This window comes from Borrelia sp. RT5S (assembly GCF_021165755.1).
Taxonomy (GTDB): Bacteria; Spirochaetota; Spirochaetia; order Borreliales; family Borreliaceae; genus Borrelia.
The window spans coordinates 23436-43897 of the sequence record NZ_CP088936.1 but is presented as its reverse complement, the minus strand read 5'-3'; the positions used below and the strand labels follow the sequence as shown (position 1 = coordinate 43897).

At 33.1% G+C, this 20462-nt stretch carries 21 protein-coding genes; 15 read left to right on the top strand and 6 right to left on the bottom strand.

The genetic code is table 11. The annotated features are described in order from the left end of the window. Positions 1-333, top strand: a complete 333-nt coding sequence (locus LSO06_RS00220; RefSeq protein WP_231760099.1) for a PTS lactose/cellobiose transporter subunit IIA — start codon at positions 1-3, stop codon at positions 331-333. A 12-nt stretch (positions 334-345) separates the two neighbouring features. On the opposite strand, the gene LSO06_RS00215 is transcribed toward LSO06_RS00220, so the two are convergent. Beyond that, positions 346-1188, bottom strand: a complete 843-nt coding sequence (locus LSO06_RS00215) for a CheR family methyltransferase (RefSeq protein ID WP_231760098.1) — start codon at positions 1186-1188, stop codon at positions 346-348. Between the two features lie 168 nt (positions 1189-1356). Here LSO06_RS00215 and LSO06_RS00210 point away from each other — a divergent pair, with 168 nt between their 5' ends. From LSO06_RS00210 to LSO06_RS00185, 6 genes are all read left to right on the top strand, one after another. Then, positions 1357-2865, top strand: a complete 1509-nt coding sequence (locus LSO06_RS00210) for a peptidylprolyl isomerase (RefSeq protein WP_231760097.1) — start codon at positions 1357-1359, stop codon at positions 2863-2865. A gap of 44 nt (positions 2866-2909) precedes the next feature. Beyond that, a complete protein-coding gene (locus LSO06_RS00205) occupies positions 2910-4364 on the top strand; it encodes a pallilysin-related adhesin (protein WP_231760096.1) in 1455 nt (484 codons plus the stop codon). Between the two features lie 5 nt (positions 4365-4369). Then, on the top strand, positions 4370-5149 hold the full coding sequence (locus LSO06_RS00200) for a lysophospholipid acyltransferase family protein (protein WP_231760837.1): 780 nt from the start codon (positions 4370-4372) through the stop codon (positions 5147-5149). Continuing rightward, complete coding sequence (locus LSO06_RS00195) at positions 5136-6932, top strand: DNA topoisomerase IV subunit B (RefSeq protein WP_231760095.1); 1797 nt, start codon at positions 5136-5138, stop codon at positions 6930-6932. The genes LSO06_RS00200 and LSO06_RS00195 overlap by 14 nt, the downstream gene beginning before the upstream one ends. Beyond that, the gene (locus LSO06_RS00190; RefSeq protein ID WP_231760094.1) at positions 6932-8815 is read left to right on the top strand and encodes a DNA topoisomerase IV subunit A; all 1884 of its coding nucleotides are present in this window, start codon (positions 6932-6934) and stop codon (positions 8813-8815) included. The genes LSO06_RS00195 and LSO06_RS00190 overlap by 1 nt, the downstream gene beginning before the upstream one ends. A 110-nt stretch (positions 8816-8925) precedes the next feature. Beyond that, entirely contained in the window at positions 8926-9456 is a 531-nt protein-coding gene (locus tag LSO06_RS00185) for a P13 family porin (RefSeq protein ID WP_231760093.1), read from the top strand. A gap of 72 nt (positions 9457-9528) precedes the next feature. Here the strand turns inward: LSO06_RS00185 and smpB are convergent, their stop codons facing one another. Together smpB and LSO06_RS00175 are read right to left on the bottom strand one after the other, a co-directional pair. Then, complete coding sequence (gene smpB, locus LSO06_RS00180; RefSeq protein WP_231760092.1) at positions 9529-9978, bottom strand: SsrA-binding protein SmpB; 450 nt, start codon at positions 9976-9978, stop codon at positions 9529-9531. A 2-nt stretch (positions 9979-9980) separates the two neighbouring features. Next, entirely contained in the window at positions 9981-11444 is a 1464-nt protein-coding gene (locus tag LSO06_RS00175) for an SUMF1/EgtB/PvdO family nonheme iron enzyme (RefSeq protein ID WP_231760091.1), read from the bottom strand. 124 nt (positions 11445-11568) lie between these two features. Between LSO06_RS00175 and LSO06_RS00170 the strand changes: the two genes are divergently transcribed. From LSO06_RS00170 to LSO06_RS00160, 3 genes are read left to right on the top strand one after another with little or no spacing between them, the layout of a single operon-like run. Then, a complete protein-coding gene (locus LSO06_RS00170; protein WP_231760090.1) occupies positions 11569-12549 on the top strand; it encodes a S26 family signal peptidase in 981 nt (326 codons plus the stop codon). Positions 12550-12551: 2 nt separating this feature from the next. Further along, positions 12552-13187, top strand: coding sequence for a signal peptidase I (gene lepB / locus LSO06_RS00165; RefSeq protein ID WP_231760089.1), 636 nt, complete (start codon positions 12552-12554; stop codon positions 13185-13187). After that, the gene (locus tag LSO06_RS00160; RefSeq protein ID WP_231760088.1) at positions 13177-13611 is read left to right on the top strand and encodes a DUF188 domain-containing protein; all 435 of its coding nucleotides are present in this window, start codon (positions 13177-13179) and stop codon (positions 13609-13611) included. The genes lepB and LSO06_RS00160 overlap by 11 nt, the downstream gene beginning before the upstream one ends. Here LSO06_RS00160 and LSO06_RS00155 read toward each other — a convergent pair. Together LSO06_RS00155 and LSO06_RS00150 are read right to left on the bottom strand one after the other, a co-directional pair. Further along, the gene (locus tag LSO06_RS00155) at positions 13597-14625 is read right to left on the bottom strand and encodes a hypothetical protein (RefSeq protein WP_231760087.1); all 1029 of its coding nucleotides are present in this window, start codon (positions 14623-14625) and stop codon (positions 13597-13599) included. The two genes, LSO06_RS00160 and LSO06_RS00155, sit on opposite strands and share 15 nt — an antisense overlap. An 8-nt stretch (positions 14626-14633) precedes the next feature. Next, entirely contained in the window at positions 14634-15266 is a 633-nt protein-coding gene (locus LSO06_RS00150; RefSeq protein ID WP_231760086.1) for a BB0027 family outer member beta-barrel protein, read from the bottom strand. Between the two features lie 186 nt (positions 15267-15452). Here LSO06_RS00150 and LSO06_RS00145 point away from each other — a divergent pair, with 186 nt between their 5' ends. The 3 genes from LSO06_RS00145 to ruvC are packed head-to-tail and all read left to right on the top strand — an operon-like array spanning position 15453 to position 17591. Beyond that, complete coding sequence (locus tag LSO06_RS00145; protein WP_231760085.1) at positions 15453-16361, top strand: bifunctional 5,10-methylenetetrahydrofolate dehydrogenase/5,10-methenyltetrahydrofolate cyclohydrolase; 909 nt, start codon at positions 15453-15455, stop codon at positions 16359-16361. Continuing rightward, the gene (locus tag LSO06_RS00140; protein WP_231760084.1) at positions 16362-17093 is read left to right on the top strand and encodes a YebC/PmpR family DNA-binding transcriptional regulator; all 732 of its coding nucleotides are present in this window, start codon (positions 16362-16364) and stop codon (positions 17091-17093) included. Positions 17094-17117: 24 nt separating this feature from the next. Then, positions 17118-17591: a crossover junction endodeoxyribonuclease RuvC gene (ruvC, locus tag LSO06_RS00135; protein ID WP_231760083.1), complete on the top strand. Its 474-nt coding sequence runs from the start codon at positions 17118-17120 to the stop codon at positions 17589-17591. Here the strand turns inward: ruvC and LSO06_RS00130 are convergent. After that, complete coding sequence (locus LSO06_RS00130) at positions 17588-18715, bottom strand: PQQ-dependent sugar dehydrogenase (protein WP_231760082.1); 1128 nt, start codon at positions 18713-18715, stop codon at positions 17588-17590. The genes ruvC and LSO06_RS00130 overlap by 4 nt on opposite strands. Before the next feature lie 84 nt (positions 18716-18799). Here LSO06_RS00130 and ruvA point away from each other — a divergent pair, with 84 nt between their 5' ends. After that, positions 18800-19390 (top strand): Holliday junction branch migration protein RuvA, encoded by a 591-nt coding sequence (gene ruvA / locus LSO06_RS00125; RefSeq protein WP_231760081.1) that lies wholly within the window; start codon positions 18800-18802, stop codon positions 19388-19390. A gap of 41 nt (positions 19391-19431) precedes the next feature. Then, positions 19432-20457, top strand: coding sequence for a Holliday junction branch migration DNA helicase RuvB (ruvB, locus tag LSO06_RS00120; protein ID WP_231760080.1), 1026 nt, complete (start codon positions 19432-19434; stop codon positions 20455-20457). Positions 20458-20462 lie beyond the last annotated feature (5 nt).

Below are 20462 nucleotides of genomic sequence, written 5' to 3'. Positions count from 1 at the left end.
ATGTTAAGTGATGAATTGAATAAATATATTGGTGATAAGTTTGTGTTGATTTTAGATAAGTCTGGTAGTGTAAGACATAGACTTTACGAACTGTTAAGAGAGGTTAAGAAAGGAAACTTTGACGATATTGAATACGAGCTTGGCGAAATTGAGACTTTAATTACCGATATTAATGCTTTGCAAGCAGAATTCATGAGTGATGGTAAATTTATGCAAAATGTGTGTTTGTCATTGACTGTATTTAACATTCAAAACTGCATCACGGGTTTATTGAGCGAGAAAAACCTTATCGAAGAGCTCATTTGTCTACATAAAAGGATACAAGGTAAATAGATATGCCTTGTATTAATTTATTTTCCTATATGTGGCTGGCATAACATACTCAAAGTTTTTATTTCCCCTGATTGTTTCAGAGTGACCGATAAGTAGACAACAGTCGTCTTTTAGATGTTTGCTAAATTTTTCAGCAAGCAGATCCCTAGTTTCTTCATCAAAGTAAATCATTACATTTCTACAAAAAATTAAATCAAATTTCTTTCTGAATGGAAAGTATTCATCCATTAGGTTTAATTTTTTAAATTGAACCATTGTTTTAAGTGTGTCCTTGACCTCAAACTTGTCACCTTTAAGTTGATTCAAGTATTTAAATTTTAAATGCTTAGGAAGGGTTTTCACGCGGTCTCCTGGATAAATTCCTTGGCTAGCTTCTTTTAATACGGTAACTGAAATATCGGTTGCCAAGATTTTTGCCTTTAAATAAATTTTATTATTGTTTATATGCTCATTTATTATCATTGCAACTGTGTACGGTTCTTCTCCACTTGAACAACCAGCTGACCATATGCGAATTTCCTTCTCTCCCGACTTTGCCATCTGACTAATCATTTTTGGTAAAAGTTTCCTTTCAAGGAATTCGAAATGATTAGGTTCTCTGAAAAAATAAGTATGATTTGTCGATATTTTATCCACCAATTCTACTAAGGGCATTTGACTTGCACCACTTTCTAAGTAGTCAATATACTCTGTGAAGCTGTCAAAACTTTTTGCCCTAATCGTCGACGAAAGGCGACTCTCAATTAGTAACTTCTTCTTTTCACTAAGATTAATTCCAAAATTATCGTAGATTATCTTTATGAGCCTACCAAGCTCGTTTGGTCTTATATGAATATTAAAACCGTCATCTTTCATCATTCTCTGTGCACTGTCGGACCTTCAAAGAGCATCAAACTAGCAAGCGCCCTGCCCTCCACTCTAAGGGTAGTTCTTAATCTAAATATTTCAATTGAAATAATGCTTTAATTATGCTACTTTGGTATTTGAAATATTATTTTTATTGAAATTTTGAAGGTTGTTTTTATGCACAAGAGAGTGAAACGGATGAAAAGAGATGTGTCTGGGGTTGATTCTTTTGATTCTAACGATAAGAGGGTTGGTGTTTGGGGCCTTTTAGCGCTTATATTGATTGTGTTTGGGTTCATTATTGCGCCCCTAATTCCGGTTTTGGTTGAGAGTACTGATTCATCTGGACTGAGATTTGGGTCTTATAAGGGGCAGCCAATTTATTATGAAAAGAACAATAGACTTGCTAAATATGTTAATCATTATTCGAATCTTTATTCTAGATTAATGCAAAATAAAAATAATTCTGATATGGAATACGCTATTTGGAACTTAGCTTTTTCCAAGCATGTGGAGGATATTGCTTTTCTTGATTTAGCAAAAGCTAATAGCTTTTATGTTTCAAAGGATATGTTAAATAAGAAATTGATGAATTCTCCTGCGTATCTGGACTCTACTGGTAATTTTAGTCCTAAGAGGTACGATAAAGTTTCTGATTATCAGAAGTTTAAGATCCAGAGTGAAATGGTGGAAGATTTACTCTCTTCTAACATACAGATTTTATTGAATAGTAGCTTGATATTTGCAAATTCTCTTCCTGATGCAATTAAAGATATGGCTAAAGTTAGGAGGAATATTTCATATCTTGCGCTTTCATATCAGGATTTTCCACGAGATGAATTAATTTCCTATGCTGAGGGAGCTTTAACTTTGTTTAAAAGTATTGAGGTTGCGTTCATTCGTTTTAAAAATTTAGGGGAAGCGAATGATGCTTATGAAAAGTTGTCCAAGAATACGCCTTTTGATGAGGTAGCTAAGGTTTACTCTGAAGATATCGCTAATTTTAAGGGAGTTGTTTCTTCTAGGAAGTATTATTTTGATTTTGATCTTGCCTTTGAGAGAAAGGAAGACGTGGGGTTGGTTTTTTCTTTGAAAGTAAATGAGCTTTCCAAGCCTATTAAAAGCAAGGAGGGGGGTGGTTATGAGATTTACAAGGTATTGAGTAATGTACATGATTTTGATAAAAATTCGGAACATGATATTAGTGTGGCTAGAAAATATGTAGAGACTTATGAACCAAGCGTTATTGAGTCTTTTCTTGAAAATAAGCTTGATGGTGTTGTTATTGAGATGGGTACCGATGGGGTACAAAAAACTCTTAGAAGCCAAAAATTGGCATTAAAAAAAGATATTGTCAATCTTGCTTACAATATGAGTATTTATCCTAGCACTTTAGGAGAGGAGTTGTCTGGGTTTAAAAACAGTAAGGATTTTTATGATATCATCTTTTCTTTAAAAGAAAATAGTTGGTCTAAACCTTTTTTAGCAGACCGTAAGGTTTATGTGTTTTCCTTAAACCCAAGAGGTAGTTATTCTGTTGAATCTAATCATGTACTTAAAGAAGATGTTATTTTTGATAATCTTTATCAGGCAGGTAGTAGGTTAGTGGTAGATTCTATGTTGAATAAGAATGACTTTGAAGAAAATTTTAGTGAGGCGTTTTTTGCTTTGCAGAATTTTAATTAAACCCAGTAGTTAGTAGAATTGAGTTTACAGATGAAATATATGATATGTGTTTTAAACTAGTTTTACTTTTTTTCTTTGTTTTGTTGTCCTGTGTTAGGGACAATGAGGGCTTTATTGTCTTTAACAAAGAGGTAGGGGGAGGTAGCGGAGTCAAATATTCTGATATTAGCGTTTCAAATGTAAGTAATGGAGAAGATGTTTTTGGGTCGCTTATTGACCTTAAGGGTTATAAAATCCTTTCGGTTCAACAGGAAAATCTAAATTTGGATGTTTACTTTGAACAAGTGGTTTTGGCACAGTCTTTTTCAGATCTTAAATCTTATCTGTTTATTATTGGATTCGATCCGAAAACGCATAAGGCAATAGTTCTTTTTAAAGAGCAAGTAGATATTGATTCTAGGAAATCTTATAACATGTATCTTGAGGATATTACTGGTGATTATGATTTTGATATAGTTGTGCAAGGATTTTTAAATGAAGAGACTGTTTTATATGTTTTTCAGAAGGCGGTTGCTAATGATGTTTCATCGTACAGACCTGTATTTTTTAATAAAGTGAATGGAAGCATTATTATAAATAAGTATGATAGGTCCTCAGCTTACGATGATAAGCAATCTAGGGAAAGTTATTCTATTTCTTTAGAAAAATACAATAAACAGGGTGAGGATATAATAGTTAGTCGAGTTGAAATGTATAAATATTCTCACTCTCATAGAAGTTATTATCCTTTGTCTGCAAGTGAAAATATTAGACGAATGGACAGTAATGTGTATAAAACCCTAAAAGATTTGACTAAAGAGGGTGTTTATAAATTTTTATATGGCGTTTGGTATGAAAGTGATACATATCAAACATTGGAAAAGTCAAGTCTTGACGATACTCTGTTTTTGTTGTTTAACAGACATTCCAACGAGATTAGTATTTTTAAGAAAAATTATCAAGAAATAGCAAATATTGAATACATATCAAAGCCGGCTTACAATACTCTCAACATTAGTACAAAATCTGTTTTTTCAGACTTAATAGTTTACAATTTTTGGATAAAAATCATTGATGGTGATATTATTGAGGTAAAGGTTGATACTGGGACAGATGCTTATGATAAGTATGGATTCTCGGGTGTTTTTAAAAGATTTGATGACTCTGTTTTGGGAGAGGATAGGGAGGGAGAGAATCTTTTTATTCCAAATGGCAATTATGTGTATAAGAATATTATTTATGATTTTTCTTATCCTAACCTTACTTATGTTATTGAAGATAATGTTTATTATGGAATTTTTAGTGTTTTTAGTTTAAAGAATGATTTAATTCTTGAGTATGAGGTCAGTATGGATGATGTTAGGATGAGAGAATCTTTTGTCGTTGAATATAACGAGAGGGTAGTTGAGAAGCAAAAATTTTCTACGATTATTCTTAATCCTGTTAAAATTTTGAAAGATGAAGTAAGCTTGCTTAAGGGACAGAGGTTGAAGCTTGAGAGGATAGAAAAATTAGATTAATTCTTATAAGAGTATTAAGGAATGTTCTTACCTATGCTAATGCTCTTTTCTTTTTTTTCATTTTTACTGTTTCATTTCCGGTGTATTTAATTTTTAGAATTTTTAAATTTGAGAATTATTTTGTAAAACTTAGTTTTGTGTTAATGAGATTCGGGATCAATATTACCTTATGGCTTTCTGATATTAAGGTCGTTGTTACAAGAGACAGTGATGATTGTTTATCTAGCAGGGGAGGTAGTGCGGTGATTATGGGAAATCATGTTGCTGCAATGGATGCAATTTTTTTAATTTACATATTTGTGCAGCCCTTTGTAGTGGTTGCTAAGAGGTCACTTTTTACTATTCCCTTTCTTAATCTGATGTTAGTTTGCATAGGGGCCATTCCCGTGCAGAGGAATAGTCTAAAGTCTTCTGCTAATGCCCAAAGGATGGCTATTAAGGTTATTAAAGAGGGAAGATTTATTGGAATTTTTCCTGAAGGGACTAGAAGTAGAGGCGGTGAAGTGGGGAAATTTAAGAGAGGCGCTATGAATCTAGCTCTGAGGACAAACTCTCCGATTATACCCGTTACTCTTCTTAATACGCATAAGGTTTTTCTTAAAAATTTTATATTTAATTCAGGATTATCTGTGTATGTGCATGTTCATTCTCCAATAGATGTTTGTAGTTTAAAAAACGATGAGAAAGAGAATCTTCATGTTATTGTGCGGGATAAAATAGTTAAAAAATTGGAAAAAATGAAGGTGCAATATGGCATTAACAGGGATTTAGATGAAGACAAATAGCTACGATGAGAGTAAAATTGTTACCTTGTCTTCCCTTGAGCATATTAGGTTGCGGTCTGGGATGTACATAGGGAGGCTTGGGGATGGGTCTAATATTGACGATGGTATTTATATTTTAATTAAAGAAATAATCGACAATTCTATTGATGAATTTATTGTGGGTTATGGTAAGGAAATATTTATAAGAAAAGAAAATAATGTTATTGGAGTCAGAGATTATGGGCGAGGTATTCCTCTTGGAAAAGTTGTAGAGAGTGTTTCTATTATCAATACTGGTGCTAAATATAATGATGATGTATTTCAATTTTCTGTGGGACTTAATGGAGTTGGCACTAAAGCTGTTAACGCTTTAAGTTCAAGATTTTTGGTAAGGTCAATAAGGGATGGTAAATTCTTTGAGGCTCTTTTTTCTAAGGGAAATTTGATGAAGACTTCAGAGGGAAACTCTGATGAGAGAAATGGTACTTATATTGAGTTTTTAGCAGATACGGAAATTTTTGGCAAGTACAAGTATAGTGAGGATTTTCTAAATAGAAGATTTTTTCATTATGCCTGCTTAAATAAGGGCCTTAAAATTAATTATAATGATCAAATTTTTGAGTCTAAAAAGGGGCTCCTAGATTTTATAAACTCTGAAATTAAAAATGAAGATCTACTTTATGATTTTGTTTACTATTCTAGTAAGACTTTAGAATTTGCCTTTTCTCATACAAGTAATTATGGGGAGACATATTTCTCATTTGTAAATGGGCAGTATACTAGCGATGGAGGGACACATCAGACAGGCTTTAGAGAAGGTTTTGCTAGAGCCATTAATGATTTTCTTAAGAAGACGTATTCATCTACCGATATTAGAGAGGGGCTGGTGGCTACTCTCTCTGTTAAGATAAAAGATCCAATATTTGAAAGTCAGACTAAAAATAAACTTGGCAATATTGAAACTAGAGGTAATGTCGCTAAAGAAGTGCAAAGAATAATTTCAGAGATTCTTTATAAAAATAAAACTTTAGCAAAGGCAATTGAGAGCAAGGTGGTTGACAATGAACGCCTTAGAAAAGAATTAAGTAGTGTAAGGAAGGAAGCAAAGGAGAGAGCAAAGAAAATATCTTTTAAGATTCCCAAGCTTAAAGATTGTAAATTTCACTTTAATGAAAAGAGTATTCAATCTGAGGTTACCATGATATTCCTAACGGAAGGAGATTCTGCTACAGGTTCCATGGTGTCTTGTAGGGATGTGTACACTCAGGCTATATTTTCTCTTAGAGGTAAGCCCCAAAACATGTTTGAGAAGAGTAAATCTGAAATATATAAGAATGAGGAGCTTTACAACATGATGGTAGCTCTTGGTATTGAAGAATCGGTTGAAAATTTAAGATATAACAAGGTGGTGATCGCTACGGATGCTGATTTTGACGGGTTTCATATTAGAAATTTACTTTTAACATTTTTCCTAACTTATTTTGAAGATTTGGTTTTAAATGGGCATATGTACATATTAGAAACTCCACTTTTCAGGGTAAGGAATAAAAAAACTACTGTTTATTGTTATTCTGAGGAAGAGAAACAAAAGGCTATGCTTGAGGTTAATAATCCTGAGGTAACAAGATTTAAGGGACTTGGAGAAATTTCTCCAAGTGAGTTTAGGGGTTTTATTGATGTTTCTAATATTAAACTTACAAAGGTTGATCTTTTCAATATTAAGGACATAAAAGAGAAGTTGGGGTTTTATATGGGACAAAATACTCCTGATAGGCGTCGCTTTATTATGGAGAATTTGATTTAATGGACATTAGAACACTACTCAGAGATAATTTTTTGCAATATTCATCATACGTCATTAAGGATCGCGCAATTGCAAGTGTTATTGACGGATTTAAGCCTGTGCAGAGGAGAATTATACATTCTCTTTTTGAGATGCATGATAGCAATTTTCACAAGGTTGCAAATGTTGTTGGAAATACAATGAAGTATCATCCTCACGGAGATACTTCCATTTATGAGGCCCTTGTTAATATGGCGAACAAGGATTTATTTATTGAGAAGCAGGGGAATTTTGGCAATCTTTTAACTGGTGATCCCGCATCTGCGTCCCGTTACATTGAATGTCGATTAACTCCTTTAGCGTTTGATGTGCTTTATAGCAAGGAGATAACATCTTATGAGCCTTCTTATGATGGACGTAATAATGAACCTTTGATTTTTCCTGCAAAAATTCCAGTAGTGCTTATTCAGGGGAGTGAGGGAATTGCAGTTGGTATGGCTGCGAAAATTTTACCACACAATTTTAATGAAATTTTGAATGCTGTAAGGAGTGAACTACTAGGCGAGTCTTATGAACTTTATCCGGATTTTCCTACGGGTGGAATAGTTGATGTTAATGAGTATGCGGATGGGAATGGAAAAGTTTTGGTTCGTGCTAAAATCGAGGCTACAGAGGATAATAGGACCATTTTAATAAAGGAATTGCCATTTGGTGAGACTACTGAGAGCATAATAGCTTCGATTGAAAAAGCTATCCGAAAGAATTATATTAAGGTGACAAGTATTAACGACTTTACCACGGAGCGTGTGGAGATTGAGTTAACTCTCCCAAGGGGAGTATACGCGAATGAAGTTATTGAAAAACTGTATCATTATACAAATTGTCAGATATCTATTTCTGTTAATTTGCTTTTGCTCAGCGATAGGTATCCTGTTACTTATACCATTACAGACATTATCAAATTTCATGCGGAGCATTTGCAAAAGGTTTTAAAGACTGAGCTTGAATTACAGAGAAGTAAAATACTTGAAAAAATTTTTTATAAAACCCTAGAGCAAATATTTATTGAGAAGAGAATTTATAAGGTACTTGAGACTGTTTCTAAAGAATCTGATGTTGTGGGTATTATTTTAGATAATATCTTAAAATATAGAGACAGTTTTTACAGAGAGATTGTTTTGGGTGATATTGAAAATTTACTTAAAATTCCTATTCGGAAAATAAGTATTTTTGATATTGATAAGAATAATAAAGATATTAAAGCTTTCAGTAAGGAATTAAAGAGCGTGGAGAGTAGCATTAGGGCGATTAGAGGATATTCAATAGATTTTATTGATAAGCTTCTTGCAAAGTATTCTAAACTTTACAAAAGGAAGACGGAGATATCTCTTATTCAGTCAAAAAATGTTAGGGAAATAGCTACTAAGAATATGAAAGTTTATTTAAATTTGAAATCTGGTTTTGTTGGGACCAGTCTTATTGATGGTGAATTTATTGGTAATGCTAGTTATTATGACAAAATATTAGTATTTAAGAAAAAATCTTATATCATAAAAAATATTGAGGATAAGACTTTTATCGATAAAAATAATGTAAGTGCTTTAGTTTATGATATAAATAGTTCAAAAGAGCAGGTATTTTCTATTATTTATCTTAATAAATCTGAAAACTTGCATTATGTTAAGAGATTTAGAGTAGATAAGTTTGTTACAGATAAGATTTACAAGTTTTTGGATGACGGAGACGAATTTGTAGCTTTTGCTTTAAATCCAGAAGTTGTAGAATTTGCCACTAGTGAAGGTGTTGTTAAAGCGATCAGTATTGATGAGTTTGTGACTAAATCAAGGACTTCTGTGGGTAAGAAAATTTCAAGCAGCAAGCTTAAAAAGGTTAAGTTTAGGTAGTAATTTTTGCATCTTTTTGTTACCGTTGCTTCATTAATAGATTTGCTTTGTGCTGTTGATAGTATATTGATAATATAGTATATTTATAGCACAATGAAGGAGGTTATTTGATGAAGAGAATGTTGATTGTGGTTTTGTTTTCTTTTTGTACTTTTGCCGGTTTTGCGCAGACTGGGGATGAAAAGACTGGTGGTGATTCAGTGAGTAAGTTGTTAATTTATGAGACGTCTAAGAAGGATCCTTTGATTCCGTTTTTTCTGAATCTATTTTTGGGATTTGGGATAGGGTCTTTTGCTCAGGGAGATATTCTTGGTGGCTTGTCTGTTTTGGCGTTTGATGCTATTGGTGCTGGGTTGTTGGCTTATGGCGTGTATTCTATTGGTGGTGTGAGTAAGCTTGAGGAAGGGAAGGAGAAGGAGTGGCCGGTCCTTGGGGTATCTTTAATAGCAGTAGGGGGAGTGACTTTTGCTATAACAAGGCTTGTTGAAATTGTTCTTCCGTTTACGCATGCTTCTAGCTATAATGCAAGGCTTAAGCAAAGCTTGGTGGCCGCTTTAGGAGGGTTCCAGCCTGGACTTGGTGTTGCCATGAATGACAGTAACGTGCCTGGGTTTGGGATTTCTTTTACAAAAAACTATTAGTTTAAGTTTATTTAGTTAGATTGGAGTGGTTTTCATAGCTGCTCTGGTCTTTTGTGTTCATTGGCAGCTAGATTACCTGTATTGTTTAATTTCTCGACTTAGCTCCTTTTTGATGCTTTTCTGTTTTAAGACTTCTCTTTTGTCGAATAATTTTTTTCCTTTGCATACTCCTAGTTCTACTTTAATCAGTGAGTGTTTTAGATAAATTGCAATGGGAACTAAAGTATATCCTTCTTTTTCTTTGAATTTTTTTAGTTTTTGTATTTCTTTCTTTTTAAGAAGTAGTTTTCTGCTTCTTATCTCCTCATGATTAAAGATGTTGCCTTCCTTATACTTAGATATATGTAAATTTTCAAGCCACATTTCATCTTTTCTAATAGTGGCAAAACTATCATTAAATGAAACTTTTTTAAGTTTAATAGACTTGACCTCAGTTCCTCTTAATACAAGACCGCAGGTTATTTTATCTTCAACGAAGTAGTTGAATTTTGCTTTTTTGTTTTCAAGCAATAATAAGGCCATCTCTATTCCTTTTCAATAATTAATCTAAATCCAATATTTGGTGAACTCCAATTTTTAAAAAAAGAAGCTCTTGTTGAAGGCCTAAGTACTGAGCTGTCATTGTAATTATATGTTCTAACTTCGGTTATTAGTGAATCAAAGTGTGTGGAATATATGTTATTTTGATTCTCATCTCTAAATAATAAGAGATCATTAAAGTTTGAGTTTTGCATTAGATTCCAAAATCCAACTTTTTCAGATATTTCATTGACATTTAAACTATCGATTGATTTTGATTCTTCTCTTTGATACAGCTCCCACTCTTGAGGTAAAGGGAGTCTTGCTGTAAATCCTTTTGGTAGATTTGAAGAATACCATCTAGCATATTCTAAAGCTGCATTGTAAGGTATGTTAGTAATATCTTCATTAAAGGGCATCTGCTCAAAATTCTTAAGATATCTGTCATCTACCAGTTCTTCTTTTATTAAATTATCTTTATTGTTGAATGACCATCTAGGATTTTTGTTTAAGAACATCTGATATTCAGCTTTAGTAATATTTTGATTCTGTATTAAAAATTCTTTTAATTTATATGTAGTTTTGATTGTAATATTTCGGGTATGTAATTTATAACTTTGAGCGCTTTCAATAGTGCCTGAAGCTACCTTTTTAAAGCCCCTTAAAGTTAGATCTACACTCTTATTTTCAGATGTCAGTATTTTATTTTCATCTTTTAATTTTTCTACTATTGCCATAAACCATTTTTCATCAGATATTTGTCTTTGCTGTTCATTGTCTAGATTTTCAAAAAACCAAATAGCGGCCCTGTCTTCTAGATTAAAGTTTTGTTGTAAAGATTTCCACATCTCCTCATTGCTTTTGTCATCTACCAAGTAAACTGATCTGTATGCTACAAGAAAGTCTTTAAACACTGCACTTGAATTTAGATACGGGATAGAAATCCTTAAAAATTTTTTAATGTATTCTGGCCTGTCTTTCAAATCGTTTAAAATCAGTGAGAATATGGGTATTGGTTGTATATTGTCACTAGTGTTTTTAAGCTTTGTCATAACGGAGAGTTCTTTTTGTCTTTGCTGCATAATTTTGTCAGGATCTCTTAAATCTAAACTGATATTAAATTTATAGCTTGTGAAAAACTTGTTTTTTATCTCAATTTGTTTTTCATAAGTATCAAATCCCATTCTTTTGATTCTTAAGGTTCCTCTGGCAGCATTTGTGTATTTATTTAGTGGAGTTCTTCCAAGGTATTTTTCATCTAGGTAAACATGTGCATTGTCAATATTGGTCTTTACACTCAGATAGGCTCCAGGGTTCTTTAGCTTAGGATTTACTAAAAAAATAAAGATTAGTGATAAAAGCAGGGTCAGTAATATTAATAAAACATAAACCTCAGGCACCATGCCTAATATCGGTTTTAACTTTACTTTAAAAGCCTCATCATCCACTTTGTCTTCTTTCTGAATCACATGTGTAATTATAGGGAAGTATGAAGATAAGGTCAACTTTAAGTTGCTTTGTCTTTAAATGCTTGTTTTAAGTATTTTAATAAATTTTGATTTTATGTATATTTTATTACTGAGGGCATAATTTATGTATCTAGGAAAATTAGATAAGTTGGCTCACTTTTTAGTGAAGTCTATTGAGAGATATCTAACCTATAGGAAAAAAAAGAAGTACCTTTATAGGCTAAAGGCTAGGAAGCGAGGCTCTTTGGTTAATTTTCTGTTTGAGTTTTTAGGTGCTGTGATTTTTGTTTTGGCAATAAATCAGTATTTTTTGCAAGGATTTAGAATCCCAACAGGATCCATGGAAGATACTCTTAAGGTAGGAGATTTTTTATTTGTAGATAAGTTTTCTTATGGTCCTGAATTTTTACCTGGAATGGGTAAAATGAATGGAATTAGGGAACCAGGAGAGACAGATATTGTTATTTTTGAAAATATAGAATATAAGTCAAAGGGAATTTTTTTTGATATTTTTCAGAGAATAATTTTTATGTTGACTTTCTCCTTTATTGATCTTGACAGAGATGAAGATGGAAATCCTAGTGTTAGGTTTTTTGTAAAAAGGGCATTATTTGCTGATGGTAAAGTTATAAGATTCCGAAATGGAAAATTGTTTGTTAAGAAAGAAGGAGAAGAGAATTTTATAGAAGAAAAATTGTATAAAGCTTCTTTGGGATATGATTTTGCTTCAAAAAAACTTGTTGAAGAAGAAGATTATAAGGTTTATGATGAACTTGCTATGTTTATTGCATTAAGGCAGCTAAGTTTAAATCTAGAGAGCACGCCCGATTTTTCGTTTTTTAATGTGAGGGTTGTTGATAGATTTGAAGTTGAGAGATTAGAGTATAGTTATTTAGTGGCTTTCATGCCATATGTTGATTATTACATGGAAAAAGCAATAATAAGAGATTATGGTTTGTATGTGCCTTATGGATATGTGTTGCCCATTGGGGATAATAGAGATAATTCTCATGATGGTAGATTTTTTGGGGTCATAAACAAAAATAAGATACTTGGTAGGACTTTTTTCTTGCATTTTCCTTTCTCTAGGATGGGTTTTCTTTAAAAATGGCTGCATGTTTGACTTTTGAACAAAGGCTTCTGAGAAAAAAGCGAAGAAAAATTTTTCTTAATCTTATATTGCTTTTTTTGATTTTAAACTATATTAATACAAAATTTGTTATGCAAATTTTTAATTTTCAAGGTGAAGAAATGCTTCCTTTAATAACTAAGAATCATAATTTAATTTTTGTTTCAAAATATGTAAGGTCTTTTTTTGTGCCCTTCAGGATCAATGATATTGTGCTTTATGAAGATTTAGCTCTAGAGGGTAGTGTTGTATTAGATTTTTTCAGAGATTTATTTTGTTTGGATAAAATTTTTCATACAAAAAAGTACAGTGTATCAAGAATAGTTTCTACTTGTGGAGATGTAGTTTATGTTAAAGGTTTTGATGTATTGGTTAACAGAGGTGGCGATGGTTCTTTCTATTTAAATGGCACCTTAATAGGTAATTATAAGTTAAATGATTTTTTTAAATCTAATGAGCCAATTAAATGCTTTACTTTAAAGAAAAATGAGTTTTTTCTCTTAAATGAGAATTTAAAAATTTTGAATGATTCCAGAGTATTTGGTCCTATTAGGAAGGACAAAATAGAATCTTCTTTAGTATTAAAGATAATGGATTACAAGATTGTTAGATAAAATTTTTGTTGATGCTGACTCTTGTAATTCAAGAGTGATAAGATTTTTGCAGAGTTTTGTCTTTAAAAGGAGCATAGGACTTATTTTAGTTTCAAATAAATCTTTAAATTTAAAAGGAGCTAAAAATGTTGATTTTAGGGTTGTAGGTGATGTCGATTCTTGCATTTTGGGATTAGTTGACAAGAATAGCATTGTAATCACGAGAGACGTATTGCTTGCTAAGCATTTACTTGATTTAGAAATTAGAGTCATCAATGATGAAGGTTGTATTTTTAATACAAACAACATAAACTACCTACACTTCAGATCCAACATGAATAACAATTTGGGTTTTATTAGGGTAAAGAAATATCTCAGTTATGAGACTAGCAAGGCCAGGTATTCAAATTTTACGATGAATTTCCACCGCTTATTCTTTAGTTAGTTCACTGTTTTCAATCTTCCATAGGCCCTTTCCCTGAGTCAGTATGTAAATTTTTCCGTTTATGGGTATAATGTTGTTAAGCTTTGTTTTGCTCAATTGTGAGGCATTGTAGGAACCTTGTGATACGGATTGGGAAGGTGATTGCAGGGCGAATGTGTTTTCGTCTTTAACAAGTTCAACAAATCCATTATTGCTGCCAATAAGTATTGTTCCATTAACTTCTCTTGCAAAATATGCAACAAATCCCCCTATGTCTTCTCGGCTAAAAACTGGCTCTTGATAATTATTCGTACTTGAGTACACTTTAAGCTTATTGTCTGATGTATCATAGCCACCGCCAGTCATGACCAAGGTCTCGTCAAAACCACGTATATTTGTATCTACTATAGGCATTATTTCATTTGTTGAATTAACCTGTGTAGGGTTACCACCGTCTAGTTTCCAAATTTTTGCAAATCTTCCTGTGATTGATTTATGTTTGTTTGATATTTGATAAAATTTGTCATCCTTGTATGTACCTTCAGGTGTTTTGTTATTTCCGTTAATGTCTAGAATAATTTGATTTCCATTTTCTTCCGATGCTAGGAGATAAGCTGATTTGACTCCAGTTGTGTCTATGGATTTTAAGAATTTGATAGCATTTAAATTTTTTTGAAAAACAAGCTTCCAGTTGTCATTTTCAAGGAGATAGAGCTCCAACTTACCTTTCTTGCTTTGTGCTAACAGATATGTTTTTCCTGAAATATTAACGAGATCAATTACAAACTCATAAGAATCACTAAAATTTACTTTTTCAATACTTCCATTTTCTTTTTTAAACAAGTGCATGGCCGCAATATATAAAGTACCATTAACCAGTGAAACACCACTCGGACTTGAACTGTCTAACGTATTATTATCACTGCTTATCTTTTGTAGCTTACTAAGTTGAGAAAAGATAGATTCACTTGAACATGAGCCAACGAGTGATATCAATATTATCAAAATGAATTTTTTAAAATCTTTACTGTTCATATTCAACCCTACAATTTATTTACATTTACTATCACTGAAAGAGAAACTAGCAAAAAGTGTCCTGCTTTAGCGGATCTGCCAAATTCAAACATCGACCACCATGAGGTTGTAAAACCTAGAGCCCATTTGTGGTTGGAGTTCCACAGAACCCCACAACCAATTGAAATTATAGGCATTGCATCAAAGGTCCTTAAATTTGAGATGTTATCACTTTTATCTCCGTAAGAGTTTAGGGAAAACCCTATATTTGAAAATATGGGCACTTGAAAAAGTTCGCCAATGTCAAAGACATAGTTTACTAAAAATGTAATAGGAACTATGCCAAGCGTTTTGCCTATGCCAGAGTCTGGATTGAGTAAATTAAATGTTTGATTAATGTCAAAATTGAACAAATACCTAAGCTCAAGACCTACAGACAGGCTACTCAGTATATGGTATTGATATTTAAGAGCTCCAATCCCTCCAGGATACAAATTAGAAGGATAGATCTTCAGTAAATCATTATAAAAAAGAGGAACCCCCAAGCTCAAATCCACCCCAAGAACAGAATTTCCATTCCTATCAACTGAATAAGCTTCGACCCTTGGCACATTTGAATTCAACAACAGCCAGATTAAGCAAACTAAAAGATTTCTTTCCATCATTCCCCATTCTTCAAAAATCGCTAGCTACAACCATTATAATTTAAAAAGATGTTTTATTACAAATAATTCTTTTTCAAATTGATTTTTATTTACATTTACAGTATTTTGTTTATATTTACAATATAAGCATAAGTATTGGGTATGATTTGTGATATTTGACTTAATCATAATAGGGGGTTTGGTTTGACCAACATTTTTGATGGTAAACTTTTTGCGGAAAGATACTACTCGTTATTGAAAAAGTTTTTAGCAGAATATGATCTAGTAAATAGGATTTCCTTGAAAGTTATTTTGGCAAATGATAATCCTGCAAGTAGACTTTATGTGTCTATTAAAGAAAGAGTATCAAAAGAGATTGGCATTAATTTTTGTGTTATTAAGTTATCTAGTAATGCAGAGCAAGAGAATATTTTGAAATTGATTGAGACTGAAAATTTGAATGAAGATACTGATGGGATTATTGTTCAGCTACCTCTTTTTGGTGAAATAAATGTAGGTACTGTTTTAAATAAGATAGTGCATACAAAGGATGTAGATGGACTTTCTGCTATTAATTTGGGTAAATTGGTTTTGGGTGACAGAAAAGGATTTGTTCCTTGCACGGCTCTTGCTGTTCTTAAAGTTTTATTTGATCAGAAGGTGGGAACTTCTGGCAGGACTGTCGTTGTGATTGGAAGAAGTGCTCTTGTTGGAAGACCTATTTCCATTTTGCTTTCTTGCAAGCCCTATAATGCTACTGTAATTGTGTGCCATAGTAAGAGTACTTATTTGGATGTTTATGTGAGGCAAGCAGATATTATTATTTCTGCCGTTGGTAAGCCTAAGTTAGTTGGATTGAACATGATATCTGGTAATCCTTATGTTATAGATATTGGTATTTCCGAATTAGAGGTAGAGGGAGGAGATACTGTTTTAGCTGGAGATGTAGATTTTGAAGCAATTAGGGGGCATGTTAAATTTATTACTCCTGTAAGGGGCGGTATTGGTCCTGTTACGGTTCTTATGCTAATGTTTAATACCATTAAGGCACATTTGGTTAGACATAGTAGGTTTGATGTTTTGGAAAAATTAGAAAAATTGGTGGAGGTTTAAATGTCTGGTCATAGCAAATGGTCGACTATAAAGAGGAAGAAGGGTGCACTTGACGCTAGGAGAAATAAAATCTTTACTAAATTGATTAGGGAGATAAGTATTGCTGCTAAGATGGGTGGTGGTGAGGTTGACTCTAATCCTAGGTTAAGAGTTGCTATTAATAAGGCTAGAGTGTCTAATATGCCTAAAGATAATATTGAAAAAGCAATTAAGAAAGGCATTGGGGATAATGCAGGCAATGAATATATTGAACTTACCTATGAAGCTTATGCTCCTCATGGTGTGGCTTTGATGATTATGTGTCTAACTGATAATAAAAATAGAACTGCAAGTGATGTGAGAAGCGTTCTTACAAAGGGAGGTGGTTCTCTTGGGGCTCCTGGTTCCGTGTCTTATATGTTTCACAGGAAAGGTTTAATATCTTATAGCCTAGATAAATATTCTGAAGATGAGATAATGGAGCTTGCATTAGAAGCAGGTGCAGAAGATATTTCGAGCGAAGGTTCTGAATTAGAGGTAATAACAAGTGATGAGAATTTTGAAACAGTTTTATCTATTTTAAAAACTAAGTTTGAAGAAGAGATGTCAGAGATTGCCTTTATTCCTGAAAATAAGGTTTCTTTGGGTAAGGATCAAGTAGATAAAATTCTTGCTCTTGTTGAAAAATTGGAAGATTTTGATGATGTGCAGGAAGTTGTTCATAATTTGGAGGTTTTTGATAATCTTGAGTAATTACAGCTTAATTTTTAAATTCTAATGAGAATATTGGGTATTGACCCTGGTCTTGCTAATGTTGGCTGGGGGGTTTTAGATAAAAAGGGAAGCCGGTATGTGTATATACAGGATGGGACGATTGTAACCAGTTCTTTTATGTCTTTAAAGGATAGGATAAAGTTAATTTTTACAGAGCTTGATCTTGTTATTGATAAGTTTAGCCCTGATGTTGCAAGTGTTGAGGATATCTATTTTGCTAAAAATAAGAAGACGGCAATGGCAGTTGCCGAGGCAAGGGGGGCCATCATTTTAACTCTTGTCTTAAAAGACATAGATTTTTACTCATATACGCCAATACAGGTTAAGAATGCGATTTCCGGGTTTGGTGGGCTTAAAAAGGAGCAAGTAAAATATATGATTCGTATTTTACTTGGGAGGAGTTCTGACTTTATGTTTACTAGTGATCACAGCAGTGATGCACTTGCGCTTGCGATTTGTCATGGCAATTATAGTTAGTTGTACTGTATCTTATAAATTTTGTTCCCAAAGTCATCTGAGAACAAGATTGATCCATCCCAATAAGTTATAATATCAACAGGTCTTCCTATTTTAGAGCCGTCAGATGATAAGAGACCGTCTAGGAATATCTTGTAATTTGTTGCAGTTTTCATACTCGGATTAATGTCTAGTGTTGTTATCCTGTACCCAACAGGAGTTGTTCTATTCCAAGATCCATGCTCAGCTATGAATAACTTGTTTTTATACTCGTTTGGGAATGTGTTTCCCCTGTAAAAATGTATTCCAAGAGGTGCTACGTGAGCTGGTAGCTCGTAAATAGCAGGTGTGAAACTAATGTTTTTGGGGGCCTTAAGGTAAAAGGAAGGATCCTTTCCGTTTTTACCAAACATATATGGAAATCCAAAATGCTCTCCATGCTTAGATACTAGATTAATCTCGTCTGGCGGTAGATTATCTCCTAGGTGATCTCTTCCATTATCACTGAAGTAGATGTGATTATTAGTTGGATGGAAATCAAACCCTACTGAATTTCTAACGCCATAGGCTACTGTACTTTTTTCTTTAGTCGCAAGATCAATTTCTAGTAATACCGCCTCGTGTTCCTCCTTAGGAATGCTGGCATTGTTGGGAGAACCAATATTGACTATCAATTTTTTGTTTTTCTTGTCTACCTTAATATATCTGCCAGCATGTATTTTTGAATTTGTAACTGGCAATGCAGCGAATTCTTCTATTTTCCATTTATGTAGTTGATTGGTAGAGACAGTTTTAGTCATTTCCTTTACTACATCTTGAACAACATAAATCTTGTTTACCGAAGAAATGTACAATTTGTTGTTAAAATAAGAAATACCTATTGGGTTTTTAAGATTTGAAGCAATTGTATAAATTTTTTTATTTTTTGTGATTAGATAGGCAAAATTACTTGAAGATCCTATGAAAATATTCCCCTCGTCATCACTTGTAAGCCCTCTAGGTTTTTCAATATTATCCATAAAGACTTCAACTTGAAATCCATTTGGAACTTTTAGTTTGAGAGGCTTTGCCTCCAGACTTAGTTGTAGACTTAACAAAAATAATGTGACGCAAATAGAGTAGTTGGTGGTAAATTTGTTTTTCATACTACGACCCCTTGCCTTATTTTATATTAATTATTGAGTAGAAATAAGATAAATTTGAGTTTTTTATGTATTATAATTTAGCCTATGATAAACAAAATTTGCGGTAAGGTTGTAGAAAAAGGAGCAACCAGTGTCGTTATTGCAGCGCTTTCCTTTGAATTTGAGATTTTAGTTAGTCATTTCTGTATGATGGATTTTGATTTGCTAGAAGATGTTGAATTATTAACTTATCTTTACTTAAGAGAAAATGAGATTAAGCTTTTTGGGTTTGCAAATGCGGAAGAGAGAGCGATTTTTGAGGAACTTATTGGTGTTGAAGGAATAGGGCCAAGAGCAGCTTTAAGGATACTGTCGGGTATTAAATACAGTGAGTTTAGAGATGCAATTGAAAGGGAAGATGTTAAGCTTATTTCTAAGGTTAAAGGGATTGGCAATAAAACAGCGGGTAAGATATTTTTAAAGCTTAGGGGGAAACTTGTTAAGACAGACGGGTTAGGTTCAGATACGTTTAAATTTAAAGATCTTGAACAGTCAATTGTTAATATGGGTTTTGATAGAAAACTTGTTTTGACTGGAATAAAGGAGGTCATGGCTACGGATGAATTTTTAATGCTGGGAGAAGATGACCAGGAGCAATTTTTATTCAGAGAAACCTTAAAAAGACTTTCGAGTTAATTTTGTTTGGTAAATATTTGGTAAAGAGAGGGTGATTGTAGATGGATTTGGGAGAGGGATCTAGTTTTTTAAGTTCTGACAAAAATTTTCTGTATGACAGAAATGAGAGTGAACTTCGACCAAAGTCCCTTAGAGATTTTTCGGGGCAATCTCACATCAAGGAAAACTTAAATATTTTTATAAAAGCATCTAGAGAGAGAAATGAGGCGCTTGACCATGTTTTTTTAAGTGGCCCTCCGGGGCTGGGCAAGACTACCCTTGCTAGTATTATTGCCTTTGAAATGAACACTACAATAAAGGTGACTTCAGCACCAGCTCTTGATAAACCAAAAGATATTGTAGGTATTTTGACAACTCTTGATGAAAAGAGTGTTTTATTTATTGATGAGATACACAGGCTTAAGCCTGTAATAGAAGAGATGCTCTACATTGCAATGGAAGATTACGAGATAGATTGGGTCATTGGGCAGGGTCCTGCTGCAAGGACGGTAAGAATCCCTATTCCTAGATTCACTTTAATTGGAGCTACTACAAAACCAGGAAAGGTGGCATCGCCTCTTTATGCGAGATTTGGAATTGTATCTAGATTTGATCTTTATAATGAAGAAGAACTTGTAAAGATAATAAAAAGGAATGCTGTTATTTTAAATGTTAGGCTGGAAGACAGGGCCTCATATCTTTTAGCAAGAAGCTCAAGGGGAACGCCTCGTGTGGCAAATAGAATCTTGAGACGAATGAGAGACTTTGCGCAAGTTAATGGGTATAATTTGATTACAGAACGTGTCGTTAGCTCTGGGCTTGAAATGCTAAAAATTGATGAACAAGGGCTTGATGAACAAGATAGAAATATTTTAAAAAATCTAATACTGAAATTTAAAGGCGGGCCTGTTGGTGTTGAGACTTTAGCGATTTCGGTTGGTGAAACGGCTGATTCTCTTGAAGATTTTTATGAACCTTATCTTATTTTAAGAGGTTTAATTGAGAGGACTAGTAGGGGGCGCAAGGCTACTGACTTTGCGTATTCACATTTATCTTTAGATAAAGATGGACATTTTAAATTTAGATAAAGATG